At 68.7% G+C, this 18,069-nt stretch carries 19 protein-coding genes; 9 read left to right on the plus strand and 10 right to left on the minus strand.

Annotation, left to right across the window (positions count from 1 at the left end; translation table 11 throughout):
• Positions 1 to 80 precede the first annotated feature (80 nt).
• Genes V3391_RS16985 through V3391_RS16995 form a run of 3 tightly spaced genes read left to right on the plus strand, consistent with a single transcriptional unit; the run spans position 81 to position 3,591 of the window.
• Positions 81 to 1,604 (plus strand): efflux RND transporter periplasmic adaptor subunit, encoded by a 1,524-nt coding sequence (locus V3391_RS16985; RefSeq protein ID WP_332079606.1) that lies wholly within the window; start codon positions 81 to 83, stop codon positions 1,602 to 1,604.
• Positions 1,601 to 2,359: an ABC transporter ATP-binding protein gene (locus V3391_RS16990; protein ID WP_332079607.1), complete on the plus strand. Its 759-nt coding sequence runs from the start codon at positions 1,601 to 1,603 to the stop codon at positions 2,357 to 2,359. The genes V3391_RS16985 and V3391_RS16990 overlap by 4 nt, the downstream gene beginning before the upstream one ends.
• Positions 2,356 to 3,591, plus strand: coding sequence for an ABC transporter permease (locus tag V3391_RS16995; RefSeq protein WP_332079608.1), 1,236 nt, complete (start codon positions 2,356 to 2,358; stop codon positions 3,589 to 3,591). Before V3391_RS16990 ends, V3391_RS16995 begins: the two co-directional genes overlap by 4 nt.
• Positions 3,592 to 3,648: 57 nt before the next feature.
• Here V3391_RS16995 and V3391_RS17000 read toward each other — a convergent pair whose 3' ends face one another.
• Positions 3,649 to 4,872 carry a S8 family peptidase gene (locus V3391_RS17000; protein WP_332079609.1) on the minus strand — a complete coding sequence of 408 codons (1,224 nt, stop codon included), beginning with the start codon at positions 4,870 to 4,872 and terminating at the stop codon, positions 3,649 to 3,651.
• Between the two features lie 396 nt (positions 4,873 to 5,268).
• Complete coding sequence (locus V3391_RS17005; protein WP_332079610.1) at positions 5,269 to 5,982, minus strand: SGNH/GDSL hydrolase family protein; 714 nt, start codon at positions 5,980 to 5,982, stop codon at positions 5,269 to 5,271.
• 215 nt (positions 5,983 to 6,197) lie between these two features.
• Between V3391_RS17005 and V3391_RS17010 the strand changes: the two genes are divergently transcribed.
• Genes V3391_RS17010 through V3391_RS17035 form a run of 6 tightly spaced genes read left to right on the plus strand, consistent with a single transcriptional unit; the run spans position 6,198 to position 10,204 of the window.
• Positions 6,198 to 6,578, plus strand: coding sequence for a diacylglycerol kinase (locus V3391_RS17010; RefSeq protein WP_232134389.1), 381 nt, complete (start codon positions 6,198 to 6,200; stop codon positions 6,576 to 6,578).
• Positions 6,579 to 6,636: 58 nt separating this feature from the next.
• Complete coding sequence (locus V3391_RS17015; RefSeq protein ID WP_332077262.1) at positions 6,637 to 7,416, plus strand: TerC family protein; 780 nt, start codon at positions 6,637 to 6,639, stop codon at positions 7,414 to 7,416.
• Positions 7,417 to 7,420: 4 nt separating this feature from the next.
• Entirely contained in the window at positions 7,421 to 8,320 is a 900-nt protein-coding gene (gene lgt, locus V3391_RS17020) for a prolipoprotein diacylglyceryl transferase (protein ID WP_332079611.1), read from the plus strand.
• 38 nt (positions 8,321 to 8,358) lie between these two features.
• The gene (locus V3391_RS17025) at positions 8,359 to 9,153 is read left to right on the plus strand and encodes a thymidylate synthase (protein ID WP_332079613.1); all 795 of its coding nucleotides are present in this window, start codon (positions 8,359 to 8,361) and stop codon (positions 9,151 to 9,153) included.
• Entirely contained in the window at positions 9,150 to 9,704 is a 555-nt protein-coding gene (locus V3391_RS17030; protein ID WP_332079614.1) for a YqhG/Tai3 family protein, read from the plus strand. Before V3391_RS17025 ends, V3391_RS17030 begins: the two co-directional genes overlap by 4 nt.
• The gene (locus V3391_RS17035; protein WP_332079615.1) at positions 9,701 to 10,204 is read left to right on the plus strand and encodes a dihydrofolate reductase; all 504 of its coding nucleotides are present in this window, start codon (positions 9,701 to 9,703) and stop codon (positions 10,202 to 10,204) included. The genes V3391_RS17030 and V3391_RS17035 overlap by 4 nt, the downstream gene beginning before the upstream one ends.
• Here V3391_RS17035 and V3391_RS17040 read toward each other — a convergent pair whose 3' ends face one another.
• The 8 genes from V3391_RS17040 to lptD are packed head-to-tail and all read right to left on the minus strand — an operon-like array spanning position 10,205 to position 18,034.
• Positions 10,205 to 10,792: a DUF1287 domain-containing protein gene (locus tag V3391_RS17040; protein WP_425497286.1), complete on the minus strand. Its 588-nt coding sequence runs from the start codon at positions 10,790 to 10,792 to the stop codon at positions 10,205 to 10,207. It abuts the gene before it with no gap.
• Between the two features lie 14 nt (positions 10,793 to 10,806).
• Positions 10,807 to 11,658, minus strand: a complete 852-nt coding sequence (locus V3391_RS17045) for a symmetrical bis(5'-nucleosyl)-tetraphosphatase (RefSeq protein WP_332079617.1) — start codon at positions 11,656 to 11,658, stop codon at positions 10,807 to 10,809.
• The gene (apaG, locus tag V3391_RS17050; RefSeq protein WP_332079618.1) at positions 11,658 to 12,041 is read right to left on the minus strand and encodes a Co2+/Mg2+ efflux protein ApaG; all 384 of its coding nucleotides are present in this window, start codon (positions 12,039 to 12,041) and stop codon (positions 11,658 to 11,660) included. The genes V3391_RS17045 and apaG overlap by 1 nt, the downstream gene beginning before the upstream one ends.
• 38 nt (positions 12,042 to 12,079) lie before the next feature.
• Positions 12,080 to 12,889, minus strand: coding sequence for a 16S rRNA (adenine(1518)-N(6)/adenine(1519)-N(6))-dimethyltransferase RsmA (gene rsmA, locus V3391_RS17055; protein ID WP_425497287.1), 810 nt, complete (start codon positions 12,887 to 12,889; stop codon positions 12,080 to 12,082).
• A 34-nt stretch (positions 12,890 to 12,923) separates the two neighbouring features.
• Complete coding sequence (locus tag V3391_RS17060) at positions 12,924 to 13,271, minus strand: tRNA-binding protein (protein WP_343226858.1); 348 nt, start codon at positions 13,269 to 13,271, stop codon at positions 12,924 to 12,926.
• Positions 13,268 to 14,248 (minus strand): 4-hydroxythreonine-4-phosphate dehydrogenase PdxA, encoded by a 981-nt coding sequence (gene pdxA / locus V3391_RS17065; protein WP_332079619.1) that lies wholly within the window; start codon positions 14,246 to 14,248, stop codon positions 13,268 to 13,270. The genes V3391_RS17060 and pdxA overlap by 4 nt, the downstream gene beginning before the upstream one ends.
• 1 nt (position 14,249) lies before the next feature.
• Complete coding sequence (locus V3391_RS17070; RefSeq protein WP_332079620.1) at positions 14,250 to 15,569, minus strand: peptidylprolyl isomerase; 1,320 nt, start codon at positions 15,567 to 15,569, stop codon at positions 14,250 to 14,252.
• Positions 15,566 to 18,034, minus strand: a complete 2,469-nt coding sequence (gene lptD / locus V3391_RS17075; RefSeq protein ID WP_332079621.1) for an LPS-assembly protein LptD — start codon at positions 18,032 to 18,034, stop codon at positions 15,566 to 15,568. Before lptD ends, V3391_RS17070 begins: the two co-directional genes overlap by 4 nt.
• Positions 18,035 to 18,069: the final 35 nt, after the last annotated feature.

The raw sequence follows: 18,069 nt of genomic DNA on the forward strand, positions 1-18,069 counted from the left end.
ACGTAAAAAAGTCCGCGCCCGGGTCAACTCCACGCCACGCGATGCGTTAGCGTCTCCAGTCGCCCATCAAGACCGGACCCATGTCGACCCGCCCCAAGCCCCGTCGCCGCGCCGTTTCGCGGTTCGTGCCCGTCATATTGATCGCTGCCGTCGTCGCCGGCGGCGTCTGGTTCTGGTCCCAGCGCACTGCAGCCGGCGCGGAAGACGCCTGGCGCACGACGCCGGTCGAGCGCGGCGACATCCGCGTCGTGATCTCCGCCACCGGCACGCTCAGCGCGACCTCGACGGTCGTCGTCGGCAGCCAGGTCTCGGGCCAGATCACCGAGGTGCTGGTCGACTTCAACGATCCGGTGACGCAGGGCCAGGTGCTGGCGCGCATCGATCCGGCGACCTACCAGGCGCAGATCGAACAGGGCTCGGCCCAGGTCAACAGCGCGCGCGCGTCGCTGGCGCAGGCGCAGGCCACGTTGCGCAACGCGCAGCTCGACTACGACCGCAAGGCGTCGCTGGCCGGTCAGCAGCTGGTCGCACGCAGCGATGTCGATCTCGCGCGCGCCGCGCTCGACCAGGCCAAGGCGCAGGCGAATTCCGCGCAGGCGCAGATCGTGCAGCAGACCGCGTCCACGCAGACCTCGCGCATCAACATGGAACGCACCGTGATCCGTTCGCCGGTCGACGGCACCATCCTCACGCGTTCGATCGAACCCGGGCAGACCGTCGCCGCGAGCCTGCAGGCGCCGGAGCTGTTCACCATCGCCGAGGACCTGCGCAAGATGCGCATCGAGCTCGCGGTCGATGAAGCCGACATCGGCCAGGTGCAGGTCGGCCAGAGCGTGACCTTCACCGCCGACGCGTTCAACGACCGCCGCTTCAACGGCACCGTCGAGCAGGTGCGGTTGGCGGCGACGACGACGAACAACGTGGTGACCTATCCGGTGGTCGTCGCGGTCGACAACGCCGACGGCACGCTGTTGCCCGGCCTGACGGTCAATGCCGAGATCGAAGTCAGCAACCGCGAGAACGTGTTGAAGATCGCCAACGCGGCTCTGCGTTACCGACCGGCCGATGCGGCCGACATCGCCGCGGCCGCGCGTCCGGAAGGCGGCGCTGCGCCGCGCGGTGGCGGACTGGCCGATGATCTCGCCGCCGCGGCCGCCGCGATGCAGCTCACCGCGCCGCAGCAGGCCGCGTTCGACAGTGCGCTCGCGGCGATGCGCGAACGTCAGCAGGCGCCGCGCCCGAGCGGTCCGCCCGGCGGTCAGCGCGGCAATGCCGGTGGCGGACCGCCGCCGGGCATGACGATGGGCGGTGGCGGCAGCGATCCCAGCGTGCAGGCGCAGATCCGCCAGCGGATGATGGACCGCTTCCAGCAGACCTTCGCCGACTTCACCGCCACGCTCGACGCCAACCAGCGCGCGCAGTGGAATCGCACGCTGGCGGCGACCGTCGGTGCGACCCGCGTGACCGTCTACCGTCTGGTCGACGGACGCCGCGAGGCGGTGCCGGTGCGGCTGGGCGCCAGCGACGGCAGCATGACCGAAGCCTCGGGCGGCATCGCGGAAGGTGATCTGATCGTCACCGGCGAGCGCGCGGCGACCCGATGAGCGCGATCGCCGTTCCGCCGCAGGCCGGCAGCCGGCCGCCGGTCATCGAGACCCGCGGGCTGGAGAAGATCTATTCGGCCGGTACCGAAGCCGAAGTCGTCGCGCTCAAGGGCGTGCACATGTCGATCGCGCACGGCGAGTTCGTCGCGATCATGGGGCCGTCGGGGTCGGGCAAGTCGACGCTGATGAATCTCGTCGGCTGCCTCGACACGCCGACCGGCGGCCAGTACCTGTGCGACGGCATCGACGTCGCCACGCTCGACCGCGAGCAACTGGCCGAGCTGCGCCGCGACAAGATCGGCTTCGTGTTCCAGGGCTTCAATCTGCTGCCGCGGATGACCGCACTCGAGAACGTCGCGATGCCGCTCGGCTACGCGCGCGTGCCGAACGAAGAGCGCGCGGAGCGCGCGCGCGAGGCACTGGCCTCGGTCGGGCTGGAAAACCGCGGCACGCACCGCCCGAGCGAACTGTCGGGCGGCCAGCAGCAGCGCGTGGCGATCGCGCGCGCGCTGATCAACCGGCCGCCGGTGCTGCTCGCCGACGAACCCACCGGCGCGCTCGACACCAAGACAGGCGAGGAAATCCTCGCCCTGTTCAAACGGCTGCGCGACGACGGCCATACCGTCGTGCTGATCACCCACGATCCCGAAGTCGCTGCGCACGCCGATCGCACCTTCGTCATGCGCGATGGCGAGCTGCACGAGGAAGGCCCCTACGACACCCGCGCGCACACGCAGACCGGAGCCGCGCCATGACCTATCTCGACGTCCTGCGCACCGCGATCTTCGCGCTGCGCGGCAACTGGATGCGCAGTGCGCTGACCTCGCTGGGCGTGATCATCGGCATCGCGGCGGTCATCGTGATGGTCTCGGTGGGCCAGGGCACGCAGACCGAGATCGATCGCATGGTGTCAGGGCTCGGTTCGCAGCGGCTGGACATTTCCCCGGGTTCGCGGCGCACGCCCGGCGGCGCGCGCCAGGCCGGCAGCAGCTTCTTCACCCTGAGCGAGGGCGACGCGGACGCGATCCGCAGCGAGATCCCCGAAGTGCAGCTGGTCTCGGGGTCGCTGCGCGGCAGCAGCCAGATCGTGTTCGCCGAGAAGAACTGGGCCAGCAGCTGGCAGGGCGTGCAGCCGGATTTCTTCGAGATCAACGGCTGGACGATCGTCGACGGCTCGGGCTTCGAGCCGCAGGACTACAGCGGCGCCGGCAAGAACGTGATCATCGGCGAGACCGTGCGGCGCGAACTGTTCGGCGAGGACAGCGGGATCGGTCAGACGGTGCGCATCGGGCGCACGCCGTTCGTCGTGGTCGGCGTGCTCAATTCGAAGGGGCAGGGCGGCTTCGGCCAGGACCAGGACGACGTGATGATGGTGCCGCTCGAAACCGGGCGCCGACGTCTGCTCGGCGCGATGGGCATGCCGGCCGGCGCGGTAATGCAGATCGCGCTGACGGTCGGCAACGCCGACGATCTGCCTTACGTGCAGGGCGAAGTCGAAGCACTGCTGCGGCAACGCCATCGCATCGCGCCGGGCGCGGAAGACGACTTCAGCGTGCGCAACATCTCCGAGATCGTCGCCACGCGTACCGCGACCACGCGCCTGATGTCGTTGCTGCTCGGTGCGGTCGCGACGATCTCGCTGATCGTCGGCGGCATCGGCATCATGAACATCATGCTGGTCTCGGTGACCGAGCGGATCCGCGAGATCGGCCTGCGCATGGCGGTCGGCGCCGGTCCCACCGACGTGCGCCGGCAGTTTCTCGCCGAGGCGATGCTGCTGTCGCTCGGCGGCGGCGTGCTGGGCATCGCGATCGGTGTCGGCGGCGCGCTGCTGGTCGGTCGCTTCAGCGATCTGCCGACCGCGCTCAACAGCCAGATCGTGCTGCTGGCCGCGGGGTTCTCGGTCGCGACCGGCCTATTCTTCGGTTACTACCCGGCGCGCAAGGCCTCGGAACTCGATCCGATCGACGCGCTGCGGCAGCAGTAGACGTCGCGAAGAAAAAGGGCGCCCGAGGGCGCCCTTCTCCGCAGTGCATCCGCGCGATCAGCGCGTGTAGAGCAGGCGGTTCGGCGAGCCCGTCCCGGGGTTGCTGACCCGGTTCGGTGTCGAGTTGCTGTAGAGCCAGTTGCGCACCGTCGCCGGCGAGGCCGAGGGGTTGTTGGTCAGATACAGCGCCGCGGCGCCGGCGACGTGCGGCGAGGCCATCGAGGTGCCGCTGATGGTGTTCGACGCCGACGTGCTGGTGGACCAGGCCGAGGTGATCGAGCTGCCCGGCGCGAAGATGTTCACGCAGCTGCCGATATTGGAGAACGAGGAGCGCGCATCGGTGGACGTGGTCGAACCCACCGTCACTGCATTGGCCACGCGCGCCGGCGAGTAGTTGCAGGCATTGGCGCCGTTGTTGTTGCCGGCCGCGACCACGACGGTGACGCCGCTGTTGATCAGGTTGTTGGTCGCGTTGTCGGTCGCGGTCGACGCGGGGCCGCCGAGGCTCATGTTGGCGACGGCCGGCAGCACGCGGTTGGCGCGCACCCAGTCGATGCCGGCGATGATCGTCGAGTTGGCGCTGCCGCCGGTGCAGCCGAACACGCGCACCGGCACCAGACGCACCTGCTTGGCCACGCCCCAGGTCGTGCCGCCGACGGTGCCGGCGACGTGCGTGCCGTGGCCGTTGCAGTCGTTGGTACCGCGACCGTCGTTGATCGCCGAGTAGCCCGACAGCAGACGCGTGCCGAACTGCGTGTGGCCGGTACGGATGCCGCTGTCGATGATGTAGGCGCGCACGTTGGCGGCCAGCGGATCGTAGACGTAGGTGCCGTTCAAGGGACGGTCGCGCTGGTCGATGCGGTCCAGGCCCCAGGTGGCGCCGGTCTGCGTGGCCGACAATTCGACGTAGGCATCCTGCTCGACGAAATCGACGCGCGGATCGTTGAGAAGGCTGGCCAGCTTGCGGTCGTCGGCGTTGACGACCATGCCGTGCAGCGCATGGGTGTAGAGCTGGGTGACCTTGAGGTCGTGCTGGGCGGCGACGTCGACCACACGCTTTTCCACTTCAGCGGCGACGGCGGCATCGGGCGAGGCCACGAGGGCCTTGTCGAGTCGGCCGGCGAGGCGGTCGGCATCGACGCGTTCGCGGATCTCGTCGCTGTTGAAGACGACGATGTACTGGCCGGGAATCGCGTTGTCGACCTTGCGCAGTTCCGCGGCGAACGCGGGCGAGGCAAGGACGGAGGCTACGGCGAGAACGAGCAGGCGCTTGTGGATCATCGTGATTTCCTTGATGAAGGGTGGCTACCGCGGTCTTCCCCCTGTTCCTGTCCCGGGCGACACGCATGCGCGCTGCGCCGGTCGACCGACGCTGGCCGGGACGGTTGCACGTGTCAATGAACAGGGCACCGTGCACACTTGGCGCTCGCTTGCGCTGTGCGTCGCGACACGGAAATCGCCGTGTAAGCGTTTCAAGCGCAGGCGGGAATCATTTCCATCGCGCAGAATCCGCAAGGCGCGGGTCGCGGTGACGCACGCTGGTGGTCGACTCGCGCGCGGCGCGCATGACGGTCCATTCTCCCCGCGAAGAAGGGTGGTCCCATGACGTTCGATGCGCGGCGCCCGGCGATGCCGGGCATTGCGGTATCTGGGTGTGGCCGCGTGCGACCGCCTGGCTCAACGCACCAGATACGGACCGATGATGTCCTTCCACATCGCATAGCCCGCGGCGTTCATGTGCAGGCGATCGGCGATGAACAGATCCTCGCGCGGCACGCCGTCGGCATCGAGCATCGGGGTGAACACGTCGATATAGGCGACGTTGCGCTGGGTCGCGGCCCAGTCACGCAGTGCGGTGTTGGCGTCGCGCTGCACGCCGAGCAGGTGCGCACGCGACGGGCTGGGCTTGATGCCGAGCAGGGCGATCGGCGTGCCCGGCTGGGTCGTGCGGATGCGTGTGACGAAGGCTTGCGTGTCGGCGAGGACCTGCGCGGCCGAGCGACCCTCGGCGATGTCGTTGTCGCCTGCGTAGAGCACGATCTGCCGCGGCCGGTAACGCAGGGCGACTTCATCGGCGTACCAGATCGCATCGCGCACCTGCGAGCCGCCGAAGCCGCGGTTGAGCACGGTCACTTCCGGAAAATCGGCGGCCAGCGTGTCCCACATCCGCACCGAGGAACTGCCGGTGAACACGACCGGGCGCTCGGGCGGCGGTGTCGCCGCGTCCTCGGTCGCGAAGCGCGCCATGTCGGTGGCCCATTCCGGCGAGGACACCGGGTCCAGACCGGCCGGCACGCCGTTGCCGGTGGCGCAGCCGGCGAGCACGCCGGCGGCGAGCAGGGCGGCGGCGCACAGCGCCCGGCAGCGGTGGGACAGATGTCGAATGGGCATGGTGTCGCTCCTGAAAATCCGCCGGCCAGTCAAACAGCCGCCGCCCGGCAATGCAAACCGGGACCGCCGTCGCCTTGCGGACGATGTGTCAGAATTGCCGCAACGCGACTGCCCGACGCCTCCGGCCCACCATGTCTCCGACTGTTCCGCGGCCCGCGCCTGGCCGCAGCGTGGCGCGCGCCGCGCGTCGTGCCGTCCGACGGGTGCCGTGAACGATGGCGGACGGTATCGGTCATCGCCCACGCGGTTTCGTGCGCATGTTCCAGGCGACGGTCTGGTCCTGCCAGGGCCTGCGTGCCGCCTGGCTGCACGAGTCCTCGTTCCGGCTCGAGGTGTATCTGCTGGTCGTGCTCGCGCCGCTGGCGATCTGGCTGGGCGCCGACGGTGTGGAGCGCGCGCTGCTGCTGGGCAGTTGTCTGCTGGTGCTGGCCGTGGAACTGCTGAACTCGGCGATCGAAGCCGTGATCGAGCGCTACGGCCCTGAATTCCACGAACTCGCGGGCCGGGCCAAGGACATGGGCTCGGCCGCGGTGTTCGTCACGATGGTCAATGTAGTGGTGGTGTGGGGCCTGATCCTGCTGCCGCGCTGGCTGTGAGCGTGGTGATGGTGGTCACGCGCCGCGCCGATCGAATCTCAATGAGGATGTGTCACCGATGATGGAATTGATTACCGACCCGCAGGTCTGGATCCTGCTGATCACGCTCAGCGCGATCGAGATCGTGCTCGGCATCGACAATCTGGTCTTCATCTCGATCGCGGTGTCCAAGCTGCCGGTCGAGCAGCGCGAGTTCGCGCGCAAGTTCGGCATCGCGGTGGCGTGCATCACGCGCATCGGCCTGCTGCTGATGCTGGCCTGGCTGGCCGGGCTGACCGAGCCGCTGTTCGAACTGTTCGGACGCGGCATCTCGGTGCGCGATCTGGTGCTGATCCTCGGCGGTCTGTTCCTGATCGTGAAGGGTGCGATGGAGATCCGCGAGCAGCTCAAGGGCGAGGACGGCGAGGCCCACGGCACGGTCGGCAAGGCGACGGCCTCGTTCGGCGCGGTGATCGCGCAGATCGCGGTCATCGACATCGTGTTCTCGCTGGACTCGGTGATCGCCGCCGTCGGCATGGCCGGCGACTACGTGCCGGTGATGGTCTGCGCGATCCTGCTGGCGGTCGCGGTAATGCTGCTGGCGGCGCAGCCGCTGGGCAAGTTCATCGACGCGAATCCGACGGTGAAGATGCTGGCGCTGACCTTCATCGTGCTGATCGGCATCTATCTGCTGCTCGACGGGTTCGGCCTGCACATTCCGAAGGGCTACATCTACGGTTCGATGGGCTTCTCGGCCGCGGTCGAGATGCTGAACCTGTGGGCCAAGCGCAACGCGATGCGCGTGCGCGGCGAGCGGACGCCGCCGGTGGACGAGCCGACCGATCCGATGCCGCGCTGATCCGATGACGATCCTCCACCAGATCGATCCCATCGCGGTCCACCTGCCACAGGTGGGCGCCTTCCATCCGTCGATCCACTGGTACGGCCTGATGTACCTGCTGGCCTTCGGCACGGCGTGGCTGCTCGGACGCAGCCGCATCCGCGCCGGGCGCCTGCCGGGCGTCAACGTCGAACAGTTCGGCGATCTACTTTTCTACGGCATCCTCGGCGTGATCCTCGGCGGCCGGACCGGCTACGTGCTGTTCTATGCCTTCGGCGATCTGCTGCGCGACCCGCTGATGCTGGTCAAGGTCTGGGACGGCGGCATGAGCTTCCACGGCGGCCTGCTCGGTGTGCTGGTGGCGGCGTGGTGGTGGACGCGCAAGCAGGGCCTGCACTTCTTCGACGTCATGGATTTCGTCGCGCCGTGGGTGCCGCCGGGTCTGGGCTTCGGCCGCATCGGCAACTACATCGGCGCCGAGTTGTGGGGCAAGTACACGCAGGCCGGCTGGGGCGTGGTGTTTCCGACCGATCCCGCGTTCCGCGGCTGGTCGGCCGAGCGCCTGCAGAGCGAGTTCGCGACCGGCGCGCTGGACCAGTTCGCCCGCCATCCGTCGCAGCTCTACCAGGCGTTTCTCGAAGGCCTGGTGATGTTCGTCGTGCTGTGGTGGTTCTCGCGCAAGCCGCGGCCGCGCTATGCGGTGTCGGGGCTGTTCGCGCTGCTGTACGGCGTGTTCCGCTTCATCGTCGAGTTCGTCCGCGTGCCCGATGCCGAGCTCGGCTATCTGGCGTTCGGCTGGCTGACGATGGGGCAGGTGCTGTCGCTGCCGCTGATCGCGCTGGGCCTGTTCCTGCTGTGGCGTTCGCGCAGTGCACCGACCCTGCAGCCGGTGCCGCCCGCGGCGACCGTCGACACGCAATAAGCGATGCACGCATCGCCCCGATCGATCCGGAGATCGCGATGAAGCAGTACCTCGATCTGCTGCAGCACGTCCTCGACCACGGCGCCGAGAAGTCCGACCGCACCGGCACCGGCACGCGCAGCGTGTTCGGCTGGCAGATGCGCTACGACCTCAACGCCGGCTTCCCGCTGGTGACGACGAAGAAGCTGCACCTGCGCTCGATCATCCACGAGCTGCTGTGGTTCCTGCAGGGCGACACCAACGTCGCCTACCTGCGCGACCACAAGGTCAGCATCTGGGACGAGTGGGCCGACGCCGACGGCGAACTGGGCCCGGTCTACGGCAAGCAGTGGCGGCGCTGGACGACGGCCGACGGCCGCACGATCGACCAGATGCAGTGGCTGGTCGACGAGATCCGCCGCAATCCCGATTCGCGTCGTCTGGTGATCAGCGCCTGGAACGTCGGCGAGCTGTCGGAGATGGCGCTGATGCCCTGCCACGCGCTGTTCCAGTTCTACGTCGTCGACGGCAAGCTCAGCTGCCAGCTCTACCAGCGCAGCGGCGACATCTTCCTCGGCGTGCCGTTCAACATCGCCAGCTATGCGCTGCTGACCCACATGGTCGCGCAGGTGACCGGCCTGGGCGTCGGTGACTTCGTGCACACGCTCGGCGACGCGCATCTGTACTCGAACCACTACGACCAGGCCCGCGAGCAGCTGACCCGCACGCCGCGGGCGCTGCCGACGCTGCGGCTCAATCCGGACGTCACCGATCTGTTCGGGTTCCGCTTCGAGGACATCGCGATCGAGGGCTACGATCCCGCGCCGGCGATCAAGGCGCCGATCGCGGTATGAACGTTGCGCGCATCGCGCTGGCGCTCGTCGCGTCGCTGGCGGCTGCGGGTTGCCAGCAGATGCCCACGCGCGCTGCCAGTGCGTCGGCGACCTCTGATGCGTGCGCGGGCGCATCCCCCGTCGATGCCGCGGAGACGTTCTTCCGCCAGGTCGTCGCGCTGAACCCCCGCGGGCTGCCGTCGGCGGATGCGATGCACACGCTCGGCCCGTTGCTGTCCTCCGGCATGCAGGCCTCGATCGCGCGTGCGCGCGTTCGCCAGCAGGCCGAAATCGCGGCGTTTCCGGACGACAAGCCGTCCTTCATCGAGGGCAGCCTGTTCACCAGCCTGTTCGAAGGACCGACCGCCGTGCTGTCGGCGCAGGCCGATCCCGCCGCGCCGACACGCGTCGCGGTCGAGATGCGCTACGCCGGCCAGGGCGACGCGCGCTGGCGCGACCATGCGCTGATGCGTTGCGAGCACGCGCAGTGGCGCGTCGACGACATCGAGTTCGGTGGTGACTGGGACTTCGCGTCCGATGGTCGTCTGCGCGACGCGCTGGACGCCGAATGAGCAGGCCGGCTCTGGTGCTCGTCGCGGCAGTCGATCGCCATCGCGCGATCGGCCGCGGCAATGCGATGCCCTGGCATCTGCCCGAAGACTTCCGCCACTTCAAGGCGCTGACGCTCGGCAAGCCGGTGCTGATGGGGCGACGGACCGCGGAATCGCTGGGACGTGCGCTGCCCGGACGCACCAACCTCGTGCTGACCCGCAGCGGACGCGTGCCGTTCGACGGCATGCAGGCGGTCGCGACGCTCGACGAGGCGATCGCCATCGCCGGCGCGCAGAACGCGGACGCGCTGTGCGTCATCGGTGGCGGCGCGATCTACACGCTCACGCTGCCGCAGGCGGACGTACTGCAGCTGACCCATGTCGACACCGTGGTGGACGGCGCGGATGCGTTCTTTCCCGCCTGGGACGCGGCGGCGTGGCGCGAGATCTCGCGCACCCCGCATGCGGCCGATGCGCGCCATGCGCATGCCTTCGAGTTCGTCGAGTACCGCCGCGCCTGATCAGCGCGCGACGCGTGCAAGGGGACGCGTCGGCCGGTAGTGGCCGATGATGGTGTGGTCGAACAACAGGTCGTCCTCGCGCGTGCCGCGGGCGATGTTGTGCAGGATCAGCGGCGTGCCGGCTGCGCTGCGGCGATCCGATACGATGCCGATGTGCAGCTGGCCGCTGCGCAGGCGCCAGGCGACGATGTCGCCGGGGCGGAAATCCGCAGCGCGCTGGCCGATCGCACGTTGCCAGCCCTGCCGCTCGAACCAGCGCATCTGGTTGGGCACGCGCCGGTGATCGATGTTGCGATCGGGCGCGTCGGCGCCCCAGTCGCGCGGATACGCGGCGAATGCGCTGCGCATGTCCTCGTGAATCGCTTGCTGCAGATCCAGCCCCTGCGTGCGCAGCGCGCGCACGACGACATCGGTGCAGACGCCGCGGTCGTCGGGCACGTCGCCGCCGGGATAGGACAGACGGATGTAGGCAGGGTCGTAGCGCACGGTCACGCCGATCTGCGCGCGCGCGGCGTCCACCAGTGCCGGTCTCGCGACTGCCGGCAGAGCGACGCAGGCGAGCAGCAGGAGCGCTGCGAGCCGTGACACCGACCGCATCGGCGTCAGGCCTGGACCTTGCGCGGCGGCAGGCCGGACACGTCGCGGCCGGGCACCTGCACGACACGCAGCGTCTCCGCATCGAGCTGCAGCGCGGTGAGCGTGCCGCCCCAGACCGCGCCGGTGTCGAGCGCATGCACGCCCAGGCCGAGGAACAGACCCAGCGTCGACCAGTGGCCGCAGACGATCTTCAGATCGCGCTCGGCACGGCCCGGCACTTCGAACCAGGGATAGATGCCGGGCTGCTGGGTGCCGGGCGTGCCCTTTTCCTCGAACGCGATGCGGCCGCGCGGCGAGCAGTAGCGCATGCGCGTGAACACGTTGATGATCGCGCGGTCGCGGTCGTAACCGGTCAGGTTCGGCGACCACGCGGGGCGATCGCCATACATGTTGCGCAGCAGCTTCTTGTAGCCGGGGCCGCGCAGCTTGTTCTCGATCTCGCGCGCATGGCGCTGTGCGAGATCGACGTCCCAGCGCGGCGCGAGGCCGGCGTGCAGCATCATCCAGCCGAGTTCGCGGTCGACGTGCAGCAGCGGGCACGCGCGCAACCAGTCGAGCAGCACGTCGCGGTCGTGTGCGAACAGCACGCCCTGCAGATCGGCGTTGACCTTGCGCTGGTCTTCCTCGCGGCGCTCGGCGATCGCCAGCAGCGAGAGGTCGTGATTGCCGAGCACGCTGACCACGTTGTCGCGCAGCGAATGCACCAGCCGCAGCGTCTCGACCGACTCACCGCCGCGGTTGACCAGATCGCCGCAGAACCACAGGCGATCGACCGCCGGATCGAAGCGGATCGCTTCGAGCAGTCGCTGCGTGGGGCCGTAGCAGCCCTGCAGATCACCGATCGCCCAGACGGCCATCAGTGCAGGGTTCGCGGAATCGAGAGCGTGAACGGCGGAATCGGCGCATCGAACTGCGCACCGTCGTCGCCGACCATGTCGTAGGAACCTTCCATCGTGCCGACCGCGGTCGAGAGCACCGCGCCCGAGGTATAGGTGAAGGCTTCGCCGGGTTCCAGGCGCGGCTGTTCGCCCACCACACCGTCGCCGTGCACTTCCTCGATCCGGCCATTGGCATCGGTGATGACCCAGTGGCGGGCCATCAGCTGCGCGGCCAGTCGGCCGGTGTTGCGGATGCGGATGGTGTAGGCGAACACGTAGCGGTCGTCGTCGGGCGTCGATTCCTCGTCGAGGAAGCGCGTCGCGATCTGGATCTCGAGTGTGTAGTCGGCTGTCTCGTCCATGCTGGAGACAGTGTATCCGCAGGCCATGAATGCATCGACTACGTCGTCACCGGATGATTCGCCAGACGCACGAAATCCGCGACCGCGAGCTGCTCGGCGCGCAGTTGCGGATCGATGCCGGCAGCGGTGATCGCATCGCTGTCCATCAGCGTCGACAGCGCATTGCGCAGCGTCTTGCGACGCTGGCCGAAAGCGGCTTTCACGATGTCGGAGAATCGCCGCGCATCGTCGATGCCGACGGTGTGCGCCGGGCGCGGCTTCAGACGCACGACGGCCGAATCGACCTTCGGCGGCGGGCGGAATGCGCCGGGGCCGACGACGAAGAGCATCGTGACCTCGCAATAGGCCTGCAGCATCACGCTGAGGCGGCCGTAGACCTTGCTGCCCGGGCCGGACGCCATGCGCTCGACGACTTCCTTCTGCAGCATGAAATGCATGTCGGTGACGACCGCCGCATGGTCGAGCGCGTGGAACAGGATCGGCGAGGACAGGTTGTAGGGCAGGTTGCCGACCAACCGGATCGGCGCATCGCCGGCGAGCGCGGTGAAGTCGACGTCGAGCACGTTCGCATGGATCAGCTCCAGTGCGCCGTGCGCGGCCGCCTGCAGCGTCAGCGGCTCGAGCAGATCGCGGTCGAACTCGATCGCGGTCAGCGCGCCGTGACGCTTGAGCAGCGGAAACGTCATCGCACCCTGGCCGGGGCCGATCTCCACGAGCCGGTCGCCGGGCTGTGGATTGACTGCCAGTACGATGCGATCGACGACGCCCCGCTCGTGCAGGAAGTTCTGGCCGAGGGATTTCTTCGGCGGCTCGGAGAACGTGCCGGGCGCGGCAGGGGAACGCATCATCGTGTGGTCAAGCCGAATCGGATGGAGGGGAAGCTCACAGCAGGCGGGTGCCGGGCGCGACATCGCCGTCGGGCACGCACAGGCGCACGTGGCCGTCGGCGTCGTGGAAGCCGGTGACCAGGCATTCGGACATCAGCGGGCCGATCTGCTTGGGCGGAAAATTGACCACGCCCACGACCAGCCGGCCGACCAGCGCCTCGGGCGTGTACTGCGCGGTGATCTGCGCGCTGGACTTGCGCACGCCGAGCTCGGGGCCGAAATCGACATGCAGGATGTAGGCAGGACGGCGGGCTTGCGGGAACGGCTCGGCCGATACCACACGGCCCACGCGCAGATCGACGCGCATGAAGTCGTCCCAGCCGATGGTGTCGTCGGCGCTCACGCGACGTGCCTGCGGTTGCGGCCGAGCGCGGCGCACTGTTCGATCGCGGCGAACAGGCTCGACGGATCGGCGCGGCCGCTGCCGGCGAGTTCCAGTGCAGTGCCGTGATCGACGGCGACGCGGGGGTAGGGCAGGCCCAGGGTGAGGTTCACCGCCGATTCGAAGCCGCTGTACTTGAGCACCGGCAGGCCCTGGTCGTGATACATCGCCAGCACCGCATCGGCGTTCGCCAGACGCGCGGGCAGGAACGCGGTATCCGCCGGCAGCGGGCCTTCGAGCAGCAGGCCGCGGGCGCGCAGGCGCTCGAGCACCGGCGTGATGGTCTCGATCTCCTCGTGACCGAGATGTCCGGCTTCACCGGCATGCGGATTGAGGCCCAGCACTGCGATGCGCGGTGCGGTGATGCCGAAGTCCTCGCGTAAAGCGGCGTCGAGGATGCCGATGACGCGTTCCAGCAACGGCGCGGTGATCGCGTCGGGCACGGCGCGCAGCGGCAGGTGCGTGGTCGCCAGTGCGACACGCAACGTCGGGTTGGCCAGCATCATCACGACGTCGCAGCCGGCGTCGTGGGCCAGCAGCTCCGTGGTGCCGGTGTAGGGCACGCCACCGGCGTTGATCGCCGCCTTGTGCACCGGGCCGGTGACCATGCCGTCGAAGCGTCCGTCGCGGCAGCCGGCCGCGGCATGCAGCAAGCCGTCGAGCACGCTGCGGGCGTTGCGCGGATCCGGGGTGCCGAAGGCGGTGGCCGCGGCGTGCGGCAGTTCGATCAGGCGCAGCGTGCCGGGCGCCACGTCGGTGGCTTCGGCGTCGGTGAAGGCGATCGACAGGCCGATCGCGTCGGCCGCGCGTTGCAGGGTGGGACGGTCGCCGATGGCGACCAGATCGCAGTCCCAGGCGCGCCAGGCGGCGCGCACGCAGAGTTCCGGCCCGACGCCGGCCGGTTCGCCCGGGACCAGCGCCAACCGGACGGGTCGCATCTCAGCCGCCGCTGCCGATCTCGGGATCGCGGTTGGGGCCGACGCGGACGCTGACGTAGGCTTCGCCGCGCAGCTCGCGCACGTAGCGGTCCCATTCGTCTTCCAGCTTGCGCTGGCCGATGGCTTCGCGGGCCTGGGCACGTCGGTTGTTGTCGTTGCCGGCCGCCTGGCGCGTGGCCTGGCGCTGGACGATGTGCCAGCCGGCCTGGGTGCGGAAGGGCTCGGAAATGTCGCCGTCGCCGATCGCCGCGACCTGGCCGCCGAAGTCCGGGCCGAACTCGTCCTGGGTGAACCAGCCGAGATCGCCGCCGTTGGCCTTGGTGGCGTTGTCTTCCGAGCTCTCGCGCGCGACTTCGGCGAAGTCGGCACCGCCGACGAGACGTGCACGCAGGCTGTCCGCGCGACCCTTGGCGGCAGCGTCGTTGCCCGGCTCGCTGCGGATCAGGATGTGGCGCGCCTGGTACTCGGTGACCGAACCGGCATCGGCCGACTGCGCGGCTTCGCGGCGATCGACCAGCTGCAGGATCTGGAAGCCGCTCGGGCCCCGGATCGGGCCGATCGTCTGGCCGGGCTGCAGGCTCGTCACCGCGGTCGCGAATGCGGCCGGGATTTCATCGGCGCGGCGCCAGCCCAGATCGCCGCCTTCCAGCGCGTTCGGGCTGTCGGAGTAGCGCACGGCGGCGGCGGAGAATTCCATCTCGTTGCGATCGAGCAGCGACTTGATGCCGTCGACCTTCTGCTGGCCGGTCTGGATCTGCTCGGGGGTCGCGCCTTCCGGCAGCGCCACCAGGATGTGCGCCAGACGGTACTGCGCGCCGGTCGCCTCGGCCGACAGCGCCGCATCGACTTCCGCGTCGCTGACCGAGATGCGGGTCTGCGCGAAGCGCTGGCGCATGCGCTGGATCATCAGCTCCTCGCGCAGCGACGCGCGGAAGTCGTCGAACGACATGCCGTCGCCCGCCAGCTGCTGGCGCAGCTGATCCATCGTGAAGTTGTTCTGCTGGGCGATCGCGGCGATCGCCTGATCGACTTCCTGGTCACTGACGCGCACACCGGTGCGCTGCGCGTTCGCGGTCTGCAGGCGCATCGTGATCAGACGCTCCAGCACCTGGCGCTCGAGGATTTCCTGCGGCGGCAGCTGGTCCTGGCGGGTGGCGTACTGGCCGCGGATGTTGGCGACGGCGCGCTCGAGTTCGCTGGCGAGGATCACATCCTCGTCGACGACGGCGGCAATGCGGTCCAGCGGCTGGAGGTCCTGCGCGTGCGCACTCGACGCGAACAGCGCGGCAGCGGCCGCGAGGGAATAGATCAGTGTCTTCATTGGCTCAGGCCGGGGGTCAGGGTCTCATCGTCGTCGCTGTTGCGCAGCTCGGACGGCGGCACGAGATAGAGGTCATCGCGGTAATAACCGAGAATAGCACGGCGCAAACGGTCTTCCGTGTTGGGTCCGGCCGAGCCCAGACCCTTCAGTTCAAGTTCGAACATGATGGCGTTGTTCAGCTCGCCCTGGCGATTGCGCAGGTAGCGGCGGCCGACGACGCGCGCCGCGAGACAGCAGCTGTCCCACTGCACACCGGCCACGGCTTCGAGCAGGCGGCTGTCGGTGAACGAGTAGTAATAGCGGCCGACGATGCTCCACGCCGGGCTGATCGGATACAGGAACGACAGGTCGGCCTGTTCGATCAGATCCGCGCGGCGGCGGTAGGCGAAGTTCGCGATGCCTTCGTCGCCGATCAGATAGCGCGTGCGCAGCGACATCAGGTCTTCGCGGCGGAACTTCGGATCCCACTGGTAACCGGCGCTGACCGTCCAGCGGTCGTTGATCGCGTAGGTCGCGTCGGTGACCCAAGCCGAACGGCCCTGTTCGACCTGCGCTTCGCCGGGAATCGTGACCCGCGAATCGGAGAGATAGACGATCTGGCCGAGGCTGGCCGACAGTTTCTCCTGGCCGTCGGATTCGCGGATCAGGCGCGTGCTGACCGCCATCGTGATCTGGTTCGCATCGGCCTGACGGTCGGCGCCGGAATAGCGGTTGTCGCGGAACAACTGGCCCCAGCCGAAGGTCAGCGGGGTGGTGTCGAACAGCGGCAGCGCGGACTGGTCGCGGTACGGCGAGTTCAGATAGAACAGCCGCGGCTCGAGCGTGTGCAGGTATTCCTCGCCGCGCCAGCTGGTGTTGCGGTCGAAGAACAGGCCGGCGTCGATCGAGCCGATCGGCTGGCTGCGGCTCGGCGAGCTGTTGCTGTAGAGCGCCAGCGTATCGGCCGGCACAGGCTGGTCGACGGGAATGCCGAGTTCGGCCCGGGCGCGCTGTGCGGCGATCTGGTCGGTCAGTGCGCGGTCCAGCGCATAGCTGGTGTGGCGCCATGCCAGCGTCGGCCGCACGAACCAGGCTGCGCCTTCGAACGGCAGCGAGATGTAGGGCTTCAGATCGAGACGGCTGCCGCCCGGACGTGCGGCGTCGTCGATGTGCGCGAAGCGCGTCGCGGTGGTGTCGACGCCGGCGTTGATCCAGTCGCCATACGGGCGCTGCCAGGTGAACGAGGCGTGCGGCAGGCGGTTGTAGGGCAGCACCGACTCGGGAAGCGTGTAGTCGGTCAGCAACTGGTAGTCGCCGAGCACGCTCGCGTTCCAGAATCCGCGGTCGCCCGACGAGCCCTGGCCGAACACGCCGATCTGGCTCAACGCGCTGACCGACGAAATGCCGTCGACGTTGTTGCTCGAGTCTTCCAGATACCGCGGGTCGCTCATCCAGGTCAGGTTGGCGCGGCCCTGCCAGGTCGGGTTGATGTCCAGCGAACCGCCGAAGCCGAGGAACGCGCGGTCGGCCTTGCGCCGGTTCTCGACGATCGGCACCTGCTCTTCTTCGAGCTCGCGCTCACGGCTGGTGAGCTTGTCCGACGGCAGATAGGCCACGTCCAGTTCGCCGCGCGTGCGGTCGGTCATGAAGCGGAATTCAGTGCCCAGCTGTACGCCGCGCCGGCTCATGAAGCGCGGCTCGAGCGTCATGTCGTAGTTGGGCGCGAGGTTCAGATAGATCGGCTGGGTGTAGTCGAAGCCGTTGCGGCCGGATTGCGAGATGCGCGGGAACAGCAGGCCGCTCAGGCGGCGTTCGTCGATCGGGAACCGGAACCACGGCACGTACAGCACCGGCACCTTGCCCACGCGCAGGGTCGCGTTGCGCGCGGTGCCCATGCCCATGTCGGTGTCGATGTCGATCTGACCGGCCTTCAACTCCCACCAGCGGTCGCTGGGCGTGCAGGTCGAGTAGGTGGAGCCGAGCAGGGCGCCGACGGTGCCGTCCATGCGGATGTGATCGGCGCCGCCGTTGCCGCGGCGTGCGGTCAGCTGATACTGCACGCTGTCCATGCGGTAGGACTCGGCGATCGTGTCGCCCTCGACGCGGTCGGCCACGACGCGCATGCCGCGGTCCTGGTAGCGCACGTTGCCGTCGGCGACGAAGGTGCCGTCATCCTGCGAAAACTGCAGATCGTCGGTGCCGAGGAACTGGTCGCCGCGGCGCAGGGTCACATTGCCGGTGACGTTGCCGGTGAAGTCGCTGTCCACGCCGGCCAGCCCGTCGAAGGCGTCGCCGTCGATGTCGGTGGGCTGGGTTTCGCGCTGCTCGACCGTGCCGACCGGCGCCTGGGCGTCGGTGAAGGCCGGGACGGCGTCCTCGATCGGACACAGCGCCCAGTAGTTGGGACGGAGCCTGTCGTCGGCGTTGGCGGACAGCGAAACCGCGATGCAGAACGGAAGGGGAAGCAAGCGGAGGGCTGTGCGCACGGTCGATCCGTTCAGCGGGAAAAACGGGCGCCAGC

Source organism: Luteimonas flava, from assembly GCF_036584485.1.
GTDB lineage: Bacteria > Pseudomonadota > Gammaproteobacteria > Xanthomonadales > Xanthomonadaceae > Luteimonas > Luteimonas flava.

Bases quoted from the DNA above. Each gene is read 5' to 3' on its own strand.
- V3391_RS16985 (WP_332079606.1), top strand. From the start codon at position 81: ATGTCGACCCGCCCCAAGCCCCGTCGCCGCGCCGTTTCGCGGTTCGTG.
- V3391_RS16990 (WP_332079607.1), top strand. From the start codon at position 1,601: ATGAGCGCGATCGCCGTTCCGCCGCAGGCCGGCAGCCGGCCGCCGGTC.
- V3391_RS16995 (WP_332079608.1), top strand. From the start codon at position 2,356: ATGACCTATCTCGACGTCCTGCGCACCGCGATCTTCGCGCTGCGCGGC.
- V3391_RS17000 (WP_332079609.1), bottom strand. From the start codon at position 4,872: ATGATCCACAAGCGCCTGCTCGTTCTCGCCGTAGCCTCCGTCCTTGCC.
- V3391_RS17005 (WP_332079610.1), bottom strand. From the start codon at position 5,982: ATGCCCATTCGACATCTGTCCCACCGCTGCCGGGCGCTGTGCGCCGCC.
- V3391_RS17010 (WP_232134389.1), top strand. From the start codon at position 6,198: ATGGCGGACGGTATCGGTCATCGCCCACGCGGTTTCGTGCGCATGTTC.
- V3391_RS17015 (WP_332077262.1), top strand. From the start codon at position 6,637: ATGATGGAATTGATTACCGACCCGCAGGTCTGGATCCTGCTGATCACG.
- lgt (WP_332079611.1), top strand. From the start codon at position 7,421: ATGACGATCCTCCACCAGATCGATCCCATCGCGGTCCACCTGCCACAG.
- V3391_RS17025 (WP_332079613.1), top strand. From the start codon at position 8,359: ATGAAGCAGTACCTCGATCTGCTGCAGCACGTCCTCGACCACGGCGCC.
- V3391_RS17030 (WP_332079614.1), top strand. From the start codon at position 9,150: ATGAACGTTGCGCGCATCGCGCTGGCGCTCGTCGCGTCGCTGGCGGCT.
- V3391_RS17035 (WP_332079615.1), top strand. From the start codon at position 9,701: ATGAGCAGGCCGGCTCTGGTGCTCGTCGCGGCAGTCGATCGCCATCGC.
- V3391_RS17045 (WP_332079617.1), bottom strand. From the start codon at position 11,658: ATGGCCGTCTGGGCGATCGGTGATCTGCAGGGCTGCTACGGCCCCACG.
- apaG (WP_332079618.1), bottom strand. From the start codon at position 12,041: ATGGACGAGACAGCCGACTACACACTCGAGATCCAGATCGCGACGCGC.
- rsmA (WP_425497287.1), bottom strand. From the start codon at position 12,889: ATGATGCGTTCCCCTGCCGCGCCCGGCACGTTCTCCGAGCCGCCGAAG.
- pdxA (WP_332079619.1), bottom strand. From the start codon at position 14,248: ATGCGACCCGTCCGGTTGGCGCTGGTCCCGGGCGAACCGGCCGGCGTC.
- V3391_RS17070 (WP_332079620.1), bottom strand. From the start codon at position 15,569: ATGAAGACACTGATCTATTCCCTCGCGGCCGCTGCCGCGCTGTTCGCG.